General features: G+C 55.0%; 18 protein-coding genes. 9 read left to right on the top strand and 9 right to left on the bottom strand.

The window, feature by feature from the left end:
* Nucleotides 1-76: 76 nt before the first annotated feature.
* The 8 genes from LF95_RS19940 to LF95_RS19905 all read left to right on the top strand — a co-directional run bounded on the left by LF95_RS19940 (nt 77) and on the right by LF95_RS19905 (nt 7,153).
* On the top strand, nt 77-979 hold the full coding sequence (locus LF95_RS19940; RefSeq protein WP_073956940.1) for a LysR substrate-binding domain-containing protein: 903 nt from the start codon (nt 77-79) through the stop codon (nt 977-979).
* Between the two features lie 231 nt (nt 980-1,210).
* Nucleotides 1,211-2,554 (top strand): NAD(P)H-dependent oxidoreductase, encoded by a 1,344-nt coding sequence (locus LF95_RS19935; RefSeq protein ID WP_215905712.1) that lies wholly within the window; start codon nt 1,211-1,213, stop codon nt 2,552-2,554.
* A complete protein-coding gene (locus LF95_RS19930) occupies nt 2,551-2,847 on the top strand; it encodes a putative quinol monooxygenase (RefSeq protein WP_073956938.1) in 297 nt (98 codons plus the stop codon). The genes LF95_RS19935 and LF95_RS19930 overlap by 4 nt, the downstream gene beginning before the upstream one ends.
* A complete protein-coding gene (locus tag LF95_RS19925; RefSeq protein ID WP_073956937.1) occupies nt 2,847-3,761 on the top strand; it encodes an NAD(P)-dependent oxidoreductase in 915 nt (304 codons plus the stop codon). Before LF95_RS19930 ends, LF95_RS19925 begins: the two co-directional genes overlap by 1 nt.
* Nucleotides 3,762-3,784: 23 nt before the next feature.
* Complete coding sequence (locus LF95_RS19920; protein WP_083607831.1) at nt 3,785-4,813, top strand: DctP family TRAP transporter solute-binding subunit; 1,029 nt, start codon at nt 3,785-3,787, stop codon at nt 4,811-4,813.
* Nucleotides 4,814-4,865: 52 nt separating this feature from the next.
* Complete coding sequence (locus LF95_RS19915) at nt 4,866-5,378, top strand: TRAP transporter small permease (RefSeq protein ID WP_073956936.1); 513 nt, start codon at nt 4,866-4,868, stop codon at nt 5,376-5,378.
* Nucleotides 5,375-6,646, top strand: a complete 1,272-nt coding sequence (locus LF95_RS19910; RefSeq protein WP_073956935.1) for a TRAP transporter large permease — start codon at nt 5,375-5,377, stop codon at nt 6,644-6,646. The genes LF95_RS19915 and LF95_RS19910 overlap by 4 nt, the downstream gene beginning before the upstream one ends.
* A complete protein-coding gene (locus LF95_RS19905) occupies nt 6,647-7,153 on the top strand; it encodes a gluconokinase (RefSeq protein WP_073956934.1) in 507 nt (168 codons plus the stop codon).
* Between the two features lie 41 nt (nt 7,154-7,194).
* On the opposite strand, the gene LF95_RS19900 is transcribed toward LF95_RS19905, so the two are convergent.
* From LF95_RS19900 to LF95_RS19870, 7 genes are all read right to left on the bottom strand, one after another.
* The gene (locus LF95_RS19900) at nt 7,195-7,773 is read right to left on the bottom strand and encodes a UbiX family flavin prenyltransferase (protein ID WP_073956933.1); all 579 of its coding nucleotides are present in this window, start codon (nt 7,771-7,773) and stop codon (nt 7,195-7,197) included.
* A 113-nt stretch (nt 7,774-7,886) separates the two neighbouring features.
* Nucleotides 7,887-9,062, bottom strand: coding sequence for an N-methyl-L-tryptophan oxidase (gene solA, locus LF95_RS19895; RefSeq protein WP_073956932.1), 1,176 nt, complete (start codon nt 9,060-9,062; stop codon nt 7,887-7,889).
* Between the two features lie 101 nt (nt 9,063-9,163).
* Nucleotides 9,164-10,681: an HAL/PAL/TAL family ammonia-lyase gene (gene hutH, locus LF95_RS19890; protein WP_073956931.1), complete on the bottom strand. Its 1,518-nt coding sequence runs from the start codon at nt 10,679-10,681 to the stop codon at nt 9,164-9,166.
* Nucleotides 10,668-11,453 (bottom strand): ABC transporter ATP-binding protein, encoded by a 786-nt coding sequence (locus LF95_RS19885; RefSeq protein ID WP_073956930.1) that lies wholly within the window; start codon nt 11,451-11,453, stop codon nt 10,668-10,670. The genes hutH and LF95_RS19885 overlap by 14 nt, the downstream gene beginning before the upstream one ends.
* 41 nt (nt 11,454-11,494) lie before the next feature.
* Complete coding sequence (locus LF95_RS19880) at nt 11,495-12,229, bottom strand: ABC transporter permease (protein ID WP_073956929.1); 735 nt, start codon at nt 12,227-12,229, stop codon at nt 11,495-11,497.
* A gap of 9 nt (nt 12,230-12,238) precedes the next feature.
* The gene (locus LF95_RS19875) at nt 12,239-12,961 is read right to left on the bottom strand and encodes an ABC transporter permease (RefSeq protein WP_073956928.1); all 723 of its coding nucleotides are present in this window, start codon (nt 12,959-12,961) and stop codon (nt 12,239-12,241) included.
* A gap of 138 nt (nt 12,962-13,099) precedes the next feature.
* The gene (locus LF95_RS19870; RefSeq protein WP_073956927.1) at nt 13,100-13,945 is read right to left on the bottom strand and encodes a transporter substrate-binding domain-containing protein; all 846 of its coding nucleotides are present in this window, start codon (nt 13,943-13,945) and stop codon (nt 13,100-13,102) included.
* A 209-nt stretch (nt 13,946-14,154) separates the two neighbouring features.
* Between LF95_RS19870 and hutC (LF95_RS19865) the strand changes: the two genes are divergently transcribed.
* A complete protein-coding gene (gene hutC / locus LF95_RS19865; protein WP_083607830.1) occupies nt 14,155-14,949 on the top strand; it encodes a histidine utilization repressor in 795 nt (264 codons plus the stop codon).
* A 41-nt stretch (nt 14,950-14,990) separates the two neighbouring features.
* On the opposite strand, the gene hutC (LF95_RS19860) is transcribed toward hutC (LF95_RS19865), so the two are convergent.
* Together hutC (LF95_RS19860) and LF95_RS19855 are read right to left on the bottom strand one after the other, a co-directional pair.
* A complete protein-coding gene (gene hutC / locus LF95_RS19860; protein ID WP_073956926.1) occupies nt 14,991-15,734 on the bottom strand; it encodes a histidine utilization repressor in 744 nt (247 codons plus the stop codon).
* Nucleotides 15,735-15,822: 88 nt separating this feature from the next.
* Nucleotides 15,823-17,169, bottom strand: a complete 1,347-nt coding sequence (locus LF95_RS19855; protein ID WP_073956925.1) for a formimidoylglutamate deiminase — start codon at nt 17,167-17,169, stop codon at nt 15,823-15,825.
* Nucleotides 17,170-17,182 lie beyond the last annotated feature (13 nt).

Below are 17,182 nucleotides of genomic sequence, written 5' to 3'. Positions count from 1 at the left end.
GGCATAAGCATTACCAACCAATCGTTATAAAAACGCGACGGACATATTTGCAGCTTAGGGAGGGGGAGGGGTGGCAATGGCACCGTTTCGATCAATTGCCGTGTTTTATCATGTTGCGACGTTAAATTCCGTTGCGGCCGCAGCGGAACAGTTAAACGTGACGTCTTCGGCTGTAAGCCAGCAATTGCGCGCCTTGGAAACCCAGATTGGTACATCCCTGTTTGTGCGAGTTGGTCGCAAGATTAAATTGACCGAGGCCGGTGAAAGATATTTCGATCTGATTTCGCAGCATGTCGAAGATATTATCAAGGCAACCGACTTGATACAGGGCAACAGCAATTCGGCCCTGCTGACCATTCGGGCGACACCAACGGTTTCGACCAAGTGGTTATTGCCGCGTTTACCGCGTTTTCTGGATGCAAATCCCGATATTGATATTCGTCTTGACGGGTCAAATGAGCCGACCGATTTTAACCGCGATCTGGTTGATATGGAAATTCGGCACGGGGCGGGGCGCTGGCCGGGACTGCATGTTGAAGGACTGGTCGAAGAACGGTTCATTCCGGTTTGCGCGCCGTCACTGCTATCGGGCAATAATCTTGTCGCCAAAGATTTGTTGCATCACCGCCTTATCCATTCGGTCAAGGCACAGATCCAGTGGAAAACCTGGTTTGCCGAGCAGGGACTTGATCATGACGCATCGTCAAAACGGCTTTATTTCGACCGTTCCCATATGGCGGTTGATGCAGCCGTTTTGGGCATGGGCATGGCCCTGGAAAGCACCCTGATGATGGAACAGGAATTGCGCGCGGGGCAATTGTTGCCGGCGATTGAAAATGCCCCGAATATGCCCATTACCACCCAGTGGATTGTTTGCCCCTATAGCCATTTACGGCGCAGCCGGGTCAAACGGTTTATTCAATGGATCAAACGCGAAGCGCAGATTTGGTTTAATCAGGATCGCGCGATAATTGGTTAGTTAAACTTAATAAACAAACATAAAAAGTAAATTGATCTTCGACGTCCCGAGATCAAAGATCAGCGTGCTCGAAAACATAAAAACAGGGCACGCCGGGAGGAACCGCAAAATCGTTCGTCGTCAATCTGCCATCCGGGCAGGGTTGCCGGAACATCAGCTTTATTCTTCCTTGCGCTGCCGTCCGGCCTTGTTGGCCGAAAGATGGAGATTTGCAAGATGAACCTTTACTCGATGCTCGCGAAAAGAAATGCCGAGGGCCGCCCTGTTCGTGTTGGCCTGATCGGCGCGGGCAAGTTTGGCTCGATGGTTCTGGCCCAGGCACGCAAAATTGCCGGTTATCATATTGTTGCCGTTGCTGATCTCGATATTGGCAAAGCGCGCGGGTCGCTCAAGCGGACCGGCTGGCAGGAAGATGAATACAACGCCACATCGTTTTCCGATGCGATGGATCGCGGCAAGACCTATGTCACCGATGACGCCGCAGACATGTGCGCCTTTGAGGGCATCGAATGTATCATCGAGGCCACCGGCCACCCGATTGCAGGCACACGCCATGCCCTGATGGCAATTGATGGCATGAAACATATCGTCATGGTCAATGTCGAGGCCGATGTGATGTGCGGGCCGATTTTGGCGGCAAAGGCCCGCAAAAACGGCCTGGTTTATTCGATGGCTTATGGCGATCAGCCCGCCTTTATTTGTGAATTGGTCGATTGGGCCCGTTCCTGCGGTTTCGAGCTGGTGTCGGCAGGCAAGGGTATGAATTTCCAACCCGAATATCGCTATTCCACCCCGGATACGGTTTGGGGGTATTTCGGCTGGAGCGACGAATTTGTCGCCAAGGGTGATTTTAACCCGAAAATGTATAATTCCTTTACCGACGGCACCAAGGCCGCCATTGAAATGGCCGCTGTAGCCAATGGGACAGGTCTGGATTGCCCCGATGATGGTTTGGCATTTTATCCGTCTGGCTTACAGGATCTGGCATCGGTTTTTAAACCCAAATCCAAGGGGGGGCGCCTGCCGAAAAATGGTTTGGTCGATATTGCCGCCAGCCAGGAACCCGATGGTCGCGAAGTGCTGAACAATATCCGTTACGGCATGTTTGTCACCTTCCGTGCGCCTGATGAATATACCCGGGACTGTTTTGAACAATATGGTCTGCTGACGGATAAATCGGGTTGGTATGGTTCGATGTGGCGTCCGTTCCACCTGATTGGCCTTGAAACGTCTGTCTCTGTTCTTTCGGCGGTTTTGCGCGGCGAACCAACCGGATCCTCAAAGGAATATCGGGGCGATGCCGTTGCCACGGCAAAGGGCGATTTCAAGGCAGGCGATATGCTTGATGGTGAAGGCGGGTATGCGGTTTGGGCCAAGGCCATTCCGGCAACCATTTCCACCGAGGTTGATGCCCTGCCAATTGGCCTGGCCCATAATGTCAAACTGAAGAACCCCATCAAGCGTGACCAGATTGTTCGCATGTCGGATGTCGAACTGGTGGATGATCTGGATGTTGTCAATCTGCGCCGTGAACAGGTGACGACAATGGGACCGGCAAGTGAGGCGGACAAATGAGCTTTGTCGTTTTACCGGAATTTGTCGTCGAAGCAGAGAACCTGGACGCCTTTTTAAAGGCGGCCAGGGACGATGCCGAGGCATCGATGACGAATGAAAAGGGTTGCCAGCAGTTTGACGTGATTGTGGATATTGAAACAACACCGATCAGGGTGATGTTTTACGAAGTTTATGATGACCGCGCGGCCTTTGATCGACATTTGCAAACCCCGCATCTGGCCCATTTCCGGGCCGCACTGCATTTGGTGCAGGAAGGGCCGGTTCGGTTTTTTGACCGTGTTGTGGCCTCGTGATGAGCGGTTTGCAAACACAGAAAATAGCCTTTATCGGCACGGGCCTGATGGGGGCACCAATGGCGGCCAATCTGCTGGCGGCGGGCTTTGAGGTCACGGTATGGAACCGCACGCCGGAAAAGGCCGCCGCCCTGGCAACCAAAGGGGCCACTATCGCCGCAAGCCCGGCGGATGCGGTGCGTGATGCGGATATTGTGATTGTCATGCTCTCGTCCGGGCCAGTATGTGCTGACATTTTGTTTGGCGAGCATGGCATTGCCCCGCTGATCAAAAAGGCCGCCTTTCTGGTGGTGATGTCGTCGATCGGTGTGGCCGAGGCCAAGGAGATGGCGGCAAAATCGGTCGATCTGGGTATTCGCTGGCTTGATGCGCCAGTGTCGGGCGGTACACCTGCCGCAACGGACGGGACCCTGTCGATTATGGCGGGGGGTGAATTGGGGGATGTGCGTGCAGTTAGCCCGGTTTTATCTGCGATGGGGCGGGTTGTGCATATCGGCCCCGCTGGCACTGGTACATTGGCAAAACTGGTTAATCAGTTGCTGGTTGCCAGCACGATTGCCGCTGTTTCCGAAGGGTTGCTGTTGGCCGAGGCCGGTGGCGCCAACCCGGCAAAGGTGCGCGAAGCCCTTTTGGGCGGGTTTGCCAATTCGCGCATATTGGACCTGCACGGCGAGAAAATGATTGCCGGACTGTTCGATCCCGGCGGACCTGCAAAATATCAGATCAAGGATACGGGTGCTGCGCTTGATGCGGCACGGGCACTGGATCTTGATTTGCCGGTCTTGGAACTTGTTGACCGGCTGTTTTCATCGCTGGTTGCACATGGTGGCGGGGATTTGGATCACTCTGCCCTGTTTCTTGAGCTTAAACGTCTTAACGGAAGACTGCCAGAAGGCAGCCCCTTAAAACCCTGAAAATAGTAAAACGGGAGGAAACTATGAAGAATCGTTTTAACACAACACGTCGGGGACTTTTGCGCATTGTCCTGCTGGGGGCGGTTGCGATTGCCGGTGTAACCGGTGTGCGCCCGGCTGCGGCCGAAACAACCCTGATGCTGGCCGTGCCCGATCCGATTGAAAGTTCGGTTGGCCGGGCTGCGACCCGTTTTGCCGAACTGGTGGACCAGAAAACCGACGGGCAGGTGAAGTTCCAGGTTTTTGCCGATGGCGTGCTGTTTGGCCGTGACCAGAACTCGGCTGTTAACCAGCTTGGCGCCGGGGCGCTGGATGGTCTTATCCTGGCATCTTCGGTTTATGCCTCGTTTGAACCCAGGATGAACGCCATTTCCCTGCCTTACCTGTTTGCCAATTATGATCAGCTAAAGGCTTATCTGAACGGGGAGCCGGGCCAGGAACTGATTGCATCACTTGAACGCATGAATATCAAGGGGCTTGGTTTCTTTTTGCGGACCTTCCGCGATGTCACAACCCGCGACCGGGCGATTACAAAGGCCGAGGATTTTAAGGGCCTGACCCTGCGCACCCCCAATAACCCGCTATTTGTGAAATTGTTCCAGGCATTGGGTGCCAACCCGACACCAATGGCCTTTTCCGAGGTGTATTCCGCCCTGCAGTTGCAGGTGATTGAAGGGCAGGAAAACCCGGTTGAAGTGCCCTATAATAACAAATTCGCCGAAGTGCAGGGCCAGTTAAACATGACCCAGCATATTGCTGATAGTTTCCTGCTTGGCCTGTCATCAAAGGCGTGGGGCCGTATTCCGGCGCAATATCAGGGTGCGGTTATGGAAGCCGCCCACGAGATGATTGCGGAGCATGACGCCCAGGAGATTCAGCAAGAGCACGAAATTATTGAAAAACTGAAAGCACAGGGCATGCAGGTGAACCATTTCGCAGATGGTGAACTTGAAAAGGTTCAAAAGATTGCCCGTGGCATTTACGGCGAATTTGAAGACCAGATTGGTGCAGATTTCACCAAGGAAAGCATCGATTTCGTCAATGCGCATTGATTTTCCAACGGAGCCTGCGCAGGCAGGCTCCGGTCTTTTGGGAGGAAGTTAAATGCAGCTTATCGACAAAATCGTCTGGCGGATTGTCGATGCAATCATTTTGCTGGCTGTCCTTAGCATGGTGATACTTATTGCGGTGCAGGTGATTTCGCGCTTTGCGGGGCATTCCGTCGCCTGGACCGAGGAACTCGCCCGCTTTTTGTTCATCTGGACGGTCTGGCTGGGCCTTGCCGTCGGGTTTCGCAATGGTCAGCATCCGGCGCTTAATTTTTTGATCGTATTGATCCCGCAGTCGTTTCGTCGCATTTACCGTCTTATTCCGGCTGTGTGCGCCATGCTGCTGTTCGGGATTGCCTGCTGGCAGGGATGGAACCTGTTGTTGCAGCAAATCAGCTTTAATGAACGCTCTGCAACGCTTCAGGTTGGCATGTGGCTGGCCACCTTGCCGCTGGTGATCGGGTCGGGCCTGGCAATTTTTGGGGCCGCGCTAAATGCGCTATTTGCGCAGGATGACTTTGCCACCCCCGTTGATATGGCTGACGAACATCAGGAAAGCGTGCCATGAGCCTTACCCTTATTGTGATTTTTGTCGTTCTGGCTTTTCTCGATGTGCCGTTATCCGTGGCCCTGGGCTTGGCATCGGCGGGAACCATTTGGTGGTTCGGGCTGCCTTTGACGATGGTGACGCAGTCTATGGCAACCTCGATCAATTCGTTTTTGCTGATTGCCGTGCCCCTGTTTATTCTTGCCGGGCAGATTATGGAACGGGGCGGGCTTTCCGAACGGATATTTGATGCCGCCGAAGCCCTGGTGGGGCGTTTGCCCGGCGGTGTCGGGCATGTGAATATTGTCTCAAGTTTTATTTTTGGCGGGATTTCGGGCTCCTCCGTGGCCGATATTGCCAGCTTGGGGCCGATTACCATCAAATCCATGACGTCACGCGGCTATCCCAAGCCCTATGCGGCGGCGTTAACACTGATAACATCGACATTGGCAACATTGGTGCCGCCCTCGATTTTGATCATTGTTGCCGCTGCGTCTTCTGGTCAGTCGGTGGGGGCGGCACTGGCGGGTGGTTTGGGGCCGGGTGTGTTGCTGGCCCTGGCGTTGGCGGCGTATAATACTTTCATTGCGCGCAAAAACAGTTACGGGCAAATCACATCCTTTAGTTTTGGCCGTTCCGTGCGCGCGTTGGTGCGTGCTGCCCCTGCCATTGGGGCGCCAATCATTATCTTGACCGGCATGTTTTCGGGTATTGTCACCCCGACCGAGGCAGCGGGTCTTGCCGTGTTGTATACTCTGGTGGTGGCTGGTGCGGTGTATCGGCAGATCGGCCTTAAGGATGTGTTGGTACTAACCATACGTTCCGGTCAGCTTGCCGGCTCGGTATTGCTGATTTTGATGGTCGCCAATGTGGCAACCTTTGTTTTCACGGTGGATATGCTGCCGCAAAAGGCTTCGGGCTTTCTGGCGCTATTTGCCGGGTCGGGTTTTGGCACCTTAATGCTGATGGGGGTTATCTTCATCATTGTCGGCATGATGATGGACATTGTTGCCGCCGCCTTGATGCTGATCCCGGTGTTGATGCCCGCCGCGATCAGCGCCGGGGTGCATCCGATGCACTTTCTGATTTATATGGTGACGTGTCTGGCGGTTGGCCTGGCAACGCCGCCGGTGGGGACATGCCTGTTTGCAACGGCCTATGTCTCGAAGGTGCCAACACCAAAACTGATAAAGGCGGCAATGCCGTTTTATATTGTGAATTTGGTGGTGATTGTGCTGGTTGCGGCCTTCCCGCAGATTGTGATGTATCCGATTTCCTGGTTGACCTGAATGAAGCAGCGTATTGTTGTAATGGGTGTTGCCGGTTGTGGTAAATCGACGATCGGTATCGAATTGGCCCGGTTTTTATCGCTGCCGTTTCTTGAGGGCGACCATTTTCATCCAAAAGCGAATGTGGAATGGATGGCACAGGGTCGCCCGCTGAATGACGACATGCGCCGCCCGTGGCTGGACCGCATTGCAGAGCAGATAAAAGCCGCGCCAGATGGTGGCATTGTGGTGTCCTGTTCGGCGTTAAAGCGATCTTATCGCGACCGGTTACGCACAGCGGGCGACGTCGTTTTTATTCACATTGCCGTGCCGCGCGATGTTTTGGTGCAAAGAATGACCGGGCGGGATCACTTCATGCCAGTATCCCTGCTTGATAGCCAGCTTGAAACCCTGGAGCCCCTTGCGCCGGATGAAAAGGGTGTTGTGATTGATGGAGAATTGCCAATTACCCGAATGATTGAAAGGGTTGTGGCAGTGTTACCGATGTCTTCAGCCTCAATTGAATAGAAGCGATGATCCGGCAGGGCAGGTTTGTTGTTTTAACCGGGTCAAGACGCGCTATTATCGTCTTCCGTCCAGCGTTTGACGACGGGCAGATGAATACCCAGAAGGTCCAGCGCCCGGCCGGTGGTTTGTGTGACCATTTCGTCAATGCTTTGCGGGCGGCTGTAAAAGGCCGGGACGGGCGGCATGATGATGGCCCCGTTTTGGGTTGCCTGGGCCATCAGGTTAATATGCCCGGCATGATAGGGCGTTTCACGCAATAGCAGCACCACTCGGCGCCGTTCCTTCAGACAAACATCGGCAGCCCGCACAATCAGTTCGTCATTGTAACAATTGGCAATCCCGCTAAGCGTTTTAATCGAACAGGGGGCTACCAGCATGCCTTCGGTTTGGAAAGACCCGGAAGAAATTGCCGCACCAATATCGCGGTAATTATAGACGACATCGGCATAGGACCGGATTTCGTCGGCATCAATATCCAGTTCCGCCTTGGCGGTACGCAGGGCGGAGGGCGAAATAACAGCATGTGTTTCAATATCGGCAATCTCGCGCAGCAATTGCAGGGCGCGGACACCATAAATCACGCCTGATGCCCCGGTAATGGCGATAACAACCCGTTTCATATCATGCTCTTTTCACTCGTGCCGAACTTCTGGCCCACAACAGGCAATCCACCTTTTTACGCATGCAGTTTTGGCATGGATTATGACGGTTTCAACCGTTTTCTCATATTTTGTCAAACCGGGTCGGTCATGCCGGGTTTTTCGGCTTTTGCCGCTTTCATCAGGCGGTCAAATGTAAAGGCATCTATCGGCAGGTCGGTTCCGCCCTGTGTTGCCAAATCGGCCAGAATTTCGCCAATCACGCTGGTGAATTTGAACCCGTGCCCCGAACAGGGCGAGGCCACAATCACCCGGTCGTCACCCGGTAAATGGTCCAGCAGGAAATCTTCGCCCGGCAGCATGGTATAGCGGCAGGTAACGGCATTAACCCGCCTGCCATTCATGCCCGGCAGGCAGCGCGCGGCAAATTCGTCGAGCAAGGCCAAATCTTGGTCGTTGACGGGCGGGTTGGGTTTATCAGGGTCGATACTTTCCATGAAATGGGCATGGCGGCCAATTTTAACGCCATCTGCACCAATTTCGGGAAAGCCAAAAAACGTACCATTTTCGGTGTCGTCACGCAAAAAGGCGGGCATGCGGATTGGATTGGTGACAAAGCCGTTTTCCGGCCGGTACCACGCCACTACTTGGCGGATCGGGTTTGCCAACGCCTGAAGGCCGGGAACCAACTGCGAAATCCAGGCGCCGGTTGCGACAATGACCTTTGCGGCATGATATTTTTGTCCGCTTGCAGAAATGATAACGCCCTTGTCGCCTGATGAAAGGCCGTCAACCTTTTCGCCGATATGCAGCTTTGCACCATTGGCGGCCGCCAGGCGCAAATATCCCCACAGGGCGGCTTCGGGTTTTAACCAGCCGCCATTAGGATCAAGTACAGCAATTTCATCATCTTGCAGTCCAAAAACCGGAAATCGTTTGCGCGTTTCGGCGGCATTAAATTTCTCGTGTGCAAGGTTGTGAAGTTCACAGGATGCCAGGGTGCCGGTAATAATATCGCTGTCGGGTTGGCCAACCTGCAAAACACCGGTGACGTTCAGGATCGTTTCGCGCAACTGGTTTTCCAGATCGCGCCAGTTGTCATAGGCGCGATGTAACAGTGGCACATAGCTGGGGTCTTCAAAATATCCCAACCGGATCAGTCGGCTGTCCCCGTGCGAAGAACCCAGCCCATGCGCCGGGCTTGCGGCTTCAAAACCAATCACCCGTACCCCGCGTGCTGCCAGAAACGAGATGGCGGCGCTGCCCATTGCACCAAGACCGATTACAGCGACATCATATTGGTTGGACATGGGACGATCCTTGTTGATTGCGGGTGTGGCGTTGGTAATGCCGGGTTTGCCGCAGGGTGGCGCGTTAAACCCGGGTGATATTATTTATCGTGGTTGCCTGTTTAGGGGATGGGGGCTGGTTCCTCGTTTGCGATCAGGTTGCGTAGCGTTTCCAGATCGTTGGCGAGGGCATGGTCATCCCCATAAGCAGGCAGCAAATGACGGACTTGTTGATAAAGGGCATTGGTGCCCGATGCACGCATTTTTATGCCGTCATCGGGGTTAATTGCAATCAGATCAGAGGCCTGGGCCGCGGCCAGAAGCTCGATCGCCAAAACCTGTTCGGTATTATCAAGCACCTGTAACAGCTTGTTGGCCGCAGCCGTGGGGTGGGCCAGGTAATCCTCCTGCAAGGCGGATGTAATACCGCCATCCAGGCTGGCCGGGGCACCCAGGCGGCGGTTTTCGGCGGCAAGCGCAGCGGCGGTATATTGTGCAATCATCAGGCCGGACCCCACACCGGGATCATTGGTTAAAAACGGTGGCAGGCCACTGACCAACGGGTTCACCAGCCGGTCCAGACGCCGTTCGGACAGCATGGAAAGCTGCGAAATGGCAATCGCCAGCCCATCAAGCGCCAGGGCTAGTGCCGGGGCAACGGCATGGGCTTCGGAGGCGACTTTGGGATCTTCGGGGGACCCATGCACAATGGGATTATCGGTCGCGGATGCCAGTTCCTGATTAACGACAATGGCCGTGTTATCAAAAACGTCGCGCACGGCACCGTGGGCATGCGGCGTTGCCCGCAGGCTTAGCGCATCCTGTGTGCGTTTGGCAAAGGACTGGTCAATATGGCGGCTGCCCGCCAACCGGGCCCGCAGGGTTGCGCCCACCTTTTGAATACCCGCCGATTTGCGCAGAGCCAGAATATCGGCATCAAAGGCGGCCATTTGCGCGCCCGATGATTCAAGGGTCATGGCGGCAATGGCATCAGCCCAGTCGGCCAGGCGATGGGCACGCGCCAGCGCAAAGGCCCCCAACCCGGCAGAGCATGATGTGCCATTGACCAGACTAAGGCCTTCTTTGGCCTGCAATGTCAGCGGTTTTAGGCCAATTTTTGCCAGCACATCCGCCCCTGAAAGCATCTGCCCGTCAATCATTGCGCGCCCCTCGCCAATCAGCACCAGGGCAATATGCGCCATATGCACCAGATACCCTGCCGACCCCTTGGAGGGAACCGCCGGAATGCAGTTGTGGTTGAGCAAGCCTTGCAGGGCAGCGACCGTTTCCGGGCAAATACCGGAATAACCATGCGCAAAATTGTTGATTTGTGCAGCAATAATGGCGCGTACCGCCGGGGCGGATAGCAACGGTCCGGTGCCACAAGCGTGGCTGAGGATGATGTTGCGCGACAGCTGTGCCTGGGCACTGCGGTCCACCACCGTATCGGCCAATGCGCCAACACCGGTGGTAATGCCATAAGCCCGAATGCCGCGATCCACCAGTGCATTCACAATTTTGCGGCCCCGGTTAATGCGTTTGTTGGGGGCATCGGCCAGGGTCAGGGGGGCACCATTGGCAATGGCGGCGATTTCGCGCCAGGTCAGGCCAACATCAAGAATAACATCAGGCAGCGTCATTTTCGGTTTCCATATGACGGATGAATTGCTGGAAATAGGGCGAACCCTGGCCGCCAAACATGTCATCTGGCGTGCCTTCACAATCGATTTGGCCTTCGCGCATGAAAATCACGCGGTTCGACACATTGCGGGCAAAGCCCATTTCATGGGTGACGACCAGCATCGTCATTTTCTCCGCCGCCAGGTCGCGCATCACACGCAGCACTTCGCCCACCAGTTCCGGGTCCAGGGCCGATGTCGGTTCGTCAAATAAAATGACCTTTGGTTTCATGGCAAGCGAGCGGGCAATGGCGGCGCGCTGTTTTTGCCCGCCGGAAAGATGGGCCGGGTAATAATCCTTGCGATCCGCAATGCCGACCTTTTCCAAAAGGGCCACGGCCTCGGCAATGCACTCGGCACGCGGGCGTTTTTGCACATGGACCGGGCCTTCGATGATGTTTTCCAGAATGGTCATGTGTGACCACAGGTTAAAGGACTGAAACACCATGCCCAGTTCGGTGCGGATGCGGTCAAGCTGCTTGCGGCTGGCAGGGCCACGGCCCTGGCTGGTGGTTCTCATGGTGATTTCTTCACCACTGACAATCACATCCCCGTCATCGGCGGTTTCCAGCATATTGATACAGCGTAGAAACGTGGATTTGCCAGACCCGCTCGCCCCCAGCACGCTAATGACATCGCCATCATGGGCATCAAGGGAAATGCCGCGCAGGACTTCGTGGGCACCAAAACTTTTGCGGATATTGCGAACAGAAAGCCTTGGGGTGGCTGACATGGAACCATCCTTTTTACTAAAGGGGCAAATATGCGGCCCGGTTAGGGGCGGGCACCAAACAGGGCATTCATCACCGACGGTTTGCGTCCCGTCGGGCGGCGGTGATGGCGGTTTAACCGGTTTTCCAGAAGGGACAGGCCCTGCAGGATGATAAAATTCAACAGCAGATAAAGGGCGGCGGCGCACAGGAAAACTTCCATTGTGCGGTAAGTTTGCGAAATCAGCCGCTGTGCCACCCCGGTAATTTCCCAAACCGTTACCAGGCTTGCCAGCGCGGTTGATTTGACCATCAGGACAATTTCGGTCGAATAGGCGGGCAGGGCATGGCGGAGTGCGATGGGCGCAATGATCCGGCGCAGCAGCAAAAAGCCGGACATGCCAGCCGCCCGGGCTGCTTCCACCTCGCCAGGTGGTACGGCGCGCAGGCCACTGCGAAAAATTTCAGCCGAGTAACCCGCCGTGCACAGGGCGAGCGAAAGAACGGCACAAATAAAGGGTTCGCGCAACGCAGGCCAGACAAAGCTGTGGCGGATCACCCCGAATTGCCCGAGCCCGTAAAAAACCAGAAACATCTGGATTAAAAGCGGGGAGCCGCGAAAGACGAAGATATAGCCCTTGGCGAAATTGCGGGCGATGATGTTGTTGCTGACCCGCATGGTGACAATCAGCAGGGCCAAAAGACCGCCAAAAAACACCGATAACGAAAACAGGCCAATGGTCGTGGGTGTCGCGGCCAGCAGGTCCTTCATGGTCGAAAACAGAAATGCAAAATCCATGACCACCCCTTAAACCTGGCCCATGCCGCGTGGCATGGATTTGTTGCTGCGGCGTTCGGCACTGTTAAAAAGCCGTTCGGAAAAGCTGGTCAGAACCAGGTAAAGCACCCCGCCCACAATATAGAACATGAAATACTGGCGGGTCGAACCAGCCGCGACCTGGGTGGTGCGCATCAGTTCGGCCAGACCGGTAACTGAAATCAGCGCGGAATCCTTAAGCGACAACTGCCAGACATTGTTAAGCCCGGGAATGGCAAAACGCAGAATTTGCGGCAGGATAATCCGGCGGACACAGCGCAGGGGCGGCATGCCAATGGAGGCGGCCGCCTCGATCTCGCCGCGGGGAATGGCGCGGTAGGCCCCACGATAAACCTCTGCCTGATAGGCTGCGGAAATCAGCCCGACGGCCAGTGCGCCTGCCAAAAAGGAGGGCATGCCCAAAAAGCCCTCAATCCCCATCGCATGGCCAATGGCGGTAACGGCATTTGAGCCGCCAAAATAGATCAGGTAAATGATCAGCAGTTCAGGCACGCCGCGAAAAATGGTGGTGTAGGTGGTGCCCAGCACGCGCAGCCACCAGAAATTCGATAATTTGGCGGTTGCGATCAGGCCGCCAACAACGGCGCCAATGGCAAGAGAAGCCAGCGTGACACACAAGGTCAGCAACATGCCGGTCAGGATAAGTGCACCCCAGCCCTTGGCACCAAAGCCGAGAAGTTCAAAAATTTCCATTTGCCAGGCCTTCGTAAGTCTGAAGGGCTTGGGAATGTTGCTGCCTTTGGGGCGCAGGCCCCTAACAGTAACAGCGACGTAAAATCGGCGGGAAGCCGCGTTAAAAAAAAGCCTGCTTCCCGCTAATTGGCAATGCGGTTATTCCGGGGTGACGTCGGTGCCAAACCACTTCATCGACAGCTTTTTGATGGTCCCGTCGGCAAGGGCGGCCTTGATGGCATCATCGAACATGGCTTTCAGCTCGGTATCTTCCTTGCGCAGGCCCAGGCCTTCACCAATGCCAAAGACAGTTCCGGCAATTTCCGGGCCGGTAATGGCCATGGCTTCGTCGGATGTTTTGAAAGATGCCAACAGGTTGGTGGTATCGTCAAAGCCAACGTCGATACGGCCGGTTTGCAGGTCAAGGTCGCGTTCGGCACCGGTTTTGTATTCGCGGATGGTCGCGATGTCCTTGAAATTGTCATAGATGAATTTGGCATAGACCGTTGCCGCCTGGATGCCGATGGTTGCGCCATCAAACGTTTTGCGCAGGGCATCGATCTGGTCTTTGCCGCCAGAATAATCCGGTGCCATTTTCACAACTTCGCCGGTGCCGGGTGCCTGGGCATAATCACTTTCTGTCGGTGCGGCAAAGGCAGCGTGGGTGTTGGCATAGGGGATCGAAAAGGCGATGACCTTCTGACGTTCCGGGGTAATGGAAAGTGCATCCATCACCACGTCAAATTTACCGGCATTGAGGCTGGTGATCATGCTGTCCCAGTCCGAGGCAACCAGATTGCATTTGACCTTCATGTGGTTGCACAGATATTCGGCCAGTTCGGGTTCAAACCCGCCCAGTGACCCGTCCGGGTTGGTCATGTTCCAGGGGGCATAGGCCCCTTCGAGGGTGATGGTGACTTCTTTCCACTCTTTGGCCTGCGACGGTGTTGTGCTGGCAACAGCAAACAATGCGGCAGCAGCCACAAGAATTGACTTGAACTTCATTGAGAGGTCTCCTTGCAACGAATGAAGCGATTTGGCCCTGATAAACGCGGCCACATCCTGCGTGTTTTTATATTGCGTTATATTGATGCAGAGTGGCAGAAATTGTTACGTCTTTAGTTGTATATGTAACATATGACACTTTTTTACGCTCATCAAATAAAAAGTGTATTATATGGGCAATATGAAAACGAAGCGGAAACGGGTTAATAATGACAAAAAACAATGGATTACGACCAGCCCGGCACAAACAGGAAGGGCCAGTATTTACTGGTCAGGCCTTGCGAAAGGAACGGGATGGCGGCGGGCCGTTGTATCTGGAGGTCAAACAGTTGATCCTGGACCGCATATATCGCGGGGAATGGCAGCCCAATCACCGGATTCCATCGGAAAACGAGCTGGTTTCAGAGCTGGGTATTAGCAAAATGACGGCCAACAGGGCCCTGCGCGAGTTGGCCCATGAGGGAGAATTGGTGCGCGTTCAGGGAGTCGGTTCGTTTGTGGCCCAGAAAAAGGGCTATTCCGCTCTGTTTGAGGTGCGCAACATTGCCGAGGAAATTGCCGAACGCGGCCATGTTCATTCTGCCTCCGTGATTGTTCTGGCCGACCAGGCGGCGTCGCCTGATGTAGCGGATGCGCTGGATTTGCCTATCGGGGCACCGGTTTTTCATTCGCTTATTGTGCATCATGAAAATGATGTGCCGGTCCAGATCGAGGACCGCTTTGTCAATCCGGCTTTGGCGCCGGATTATTTGTCTCAGGACTTTTCGGCGATTACACCAAATGTTTATCTGTCGCAAATGGCCCCGCTGACCGGATCGGAACATGTCGTCGAGTCGATCCTGGCGCAGCCGTGGGAGGCTAAGTTACTGGTAATCCTGCATAATGAGCCCTGCCTGATGATCCGCCGCCGGACCTGGTCGAGTGGTGGGGTGGTTTCGCTTGCCCGTCTGATCTACCCCGGTACGCGCTATCGTCTTGAAAGCAGGCAGGGAAAAACAACCTGAATGTCCTATGTCATCGTATTGGCGCGAGGTTGCATATACAACTAAAAGCCGGAGGCCTTTCCTGTCGGGTCTGTCGGGGTGAAACGGGCGACCAGAGCGTGCCGGTCGCCGGGATAGGTCAGGCGTACATGGGTAACGGGGCCGTTATGGCTCCAGGTGCGGCGTTCGATGACAAGGCAGGCCGTTCCCTCTGCAATATCAAGGGCGCGGGCGTAATGGGCATTTGCGCCGATGGATTTGATCATGTGTTCGGCCGTGGTCCAGGGCACCCGGCTGGTCAGCCAGGGGCCGGGTGCGATGTCGATGAAATCTTCATCGCGGGCTTCGGGTACAACCGATAAATTGATCAGGCGTTCTTCCCGGCAAAAAACACGCGGACCGGCAAGGTGCTTGCCCGTTACTTCCAGAATGTCGGCACTTTCCGAAAGCTCCAGGCTTTTCATGTCACTTGCCGTTGACTTGCGGGTTGACCGGCCAAGGCGATGATATTCATAAGGCAGCCCCAGAGACTGCACTTCCAGCTTGATATCGTGAATTTCCAGTACCGCCGATTGCGCCTGGGGCTGGGTGACAAAACTGCCGGATTTTTTGCGCCGTTCAATCAAATTGGCGTTGGCAAGCTGGCTGAGTGCCTTGTTTACCGTCATGCGCGAGCAATTATACTGTTCCGCCAGGTCCAGTTCATTGGCAATGCGATGGCCCGGGGGCCATGCGCCCGACAGAATATAGCCTTCAATATCGTTGATAATCTGCTGGTGCAGGGTAGGTGACTTTTTCGCCCGCATGAATAACGCTTGTTCCTGATTTGCCAATAACGACCCTTTTAGCCGATCCGACAGGGGAAAGGGAAACAAACTCGTTATGGCAGGCGGACTATTTCGCCAGCAGGTTTTTCATGGTTTGCTGAAATTTCGGTGCAATCTGGTCGCGCGCAATATGGCGGCCTTGCTGCACAACCTTGCGCCCGCGCACCCACACATTATCAACCTTGATGGTTTCGGCAAAAATCCAGGCATCAAGGATGTGATCGCCCGCAAGATAGGATGCCTCGCTTGTATCAAGCGAGACAAAATTGGCGGTTTTGCCATTCTCAATGCCGTAATCGGTGGCAAGGGCGCGGGCACCGCCTTTAAGCGCATGGTCAAAAATTGTCCGCCCGGTCGAGGAGGAGATATTGGCAATGGCGTTGCGCGAATTGTGATGCAGGCGCTGGGAATATTCCAACTGGCGCAATTCGGATGAAATGCTGATTTGCACGTTGGAATCCGACCCAATGCCAAACTGGCCGCCCTGTGCCAAAAAGGTTTCCGCCGGGAAGGTACCATCGCCCAGATTGCCCTCGGTAATCGGGCACAGGCCGGCAATGGCACCGGCCCGCGCCATGCGGGTGGTTTCATCTTCGGTCATGTGGGTGGCGTGCACCAGGCACCATTGATTGCTGAGATCAGCATGGTCCAGCAGCCATTCAACCGGGCGCTGGCCGGACCATTTGATGCAGTCATTGACCTCCAGCAATTGCTCCGCAATATGGATGTGAATGGGGTTGCTGCCTGCCATTTTGCTCACACTTGCCAGTTCTTCGGGCGTGGCCGCGCGCAGGCTGTGCGGGGCAACACCGACAATCATGCCATCACGGTTTTGGGCCGTGGCATTGCAGGCGGCAATCAGTTTTTCAAACTGCTCAACCGAATTGATAAATCGGCGCTGGCCCTGCGTCGGGGCGGTGCCGCCAAACCCGGCATGGGCATAAAAAACCGGCAGCAGGGTTAAATCTATGCCGGTGGTGGCGCTCGCACTGGCGATATGATCTGCCATTTCGCCGATATGGGCATAAGGGCTGCCGTCATGGTCATGATGCAGATAATGAAATTCACCAACGCGCGAAAAACCCGCTTCGAGCATTTCCATATAAAGCTGGCTGGCAACCGCCTCCACATCATCGGGTGTCATGGACAGCGCGAAATGATACATGTTGGTGCGCCAGCTCCAGAAGCTGTCGCTGCCAGTACCGCGCATTTCCGCCAGGCCCGCCATTGCGCGCTGAAAGGCATGGCTGTGCAGGTTGGGCATCGCGGGCACAATCACGGCGTGGCATTCATCGCCAGGGGCAGGGGACACGCCGGTTTCCAGGTTGGTAATTTTGCCATCATCTAGCGATAGCCTTACATTTTCCTGCCAGCCATGTTCACCCAGAAGCGATTTTGCATGCAGCATTGCCATGTCCCTAACTCTC

The sequence above is a fragment of the Thalassospira sp. TSL5-1 genome (assembly GCF_001907695.1).
Taxonomy (GTDB): domain Bacteria; phylum Pseudomonadota; class Alphaproteobacteria; order Rhodospirillales; family Thalassospiraceae; genus Thalassospira.
Note: the sequence above shows the minus strand (reverse complement) of the source record. Positions and strands in the feature narration are given on the sequence as shown.